We start from the raw sequence: 414 nt of genomic DNA on the forward strand, positions 1-414 counted from the left end.
GGATAATCCACGCAGCCCCCGGCGACATCATCCGCCGCTCACGCAGGCGGTCCTGCGGCTGCAACCTGACGTCGGCACTCCGCCCGCCACGGGCGAAGGCGCTGTAGCCAGCGACCATATCTTCCAGCCGACTGCCGGCCCCGCCCAGAATCAGCGCCAGATTGGGCTCGGCCAGCGGCGGCAGGGTCAGCGGTACACCGCCATTACGCAGTTCTGCGGCGAAGCGTTTCGGGCCGTAGACCTCCAGCAACTGCACGGCAGGCAGGTTGAGGGACATCGACAGCGCAGAACTGGCAGCCACCGGCCCGCCGAACCCGGTCGAAAAGTTGCCTGGCCGGTAGTCGCCGTAGCGGCGCGGCACGTCCTGCATCAGTGATTCGGAGTGGATCAACCCGGCGTCCATTGCCATGCCGT

At 67.4% G+C, this 414-nt stretch carries 1 pseudogene; it reads right to left on the reverse strand.

The features are described 5' to 3' along the window. Positions 1–414 (reverse strand): annotated as a pseudogene (locus EE949_RS29040) (peptidoglycan glycosyltransferase PbpC); the annotation flags it as partial.

The sequence above is a fragment of the Pseudomonas viridiflava genome (assembly GCF_900602065.1).
In the GTDB taxonomy this organism is placed as follows: domain Bacteria; phylum Pseudomonadota; class Gammaproteobacteria; order Pseudomonadales; family Pseudomonadaceae; genus Aquipseudomonas.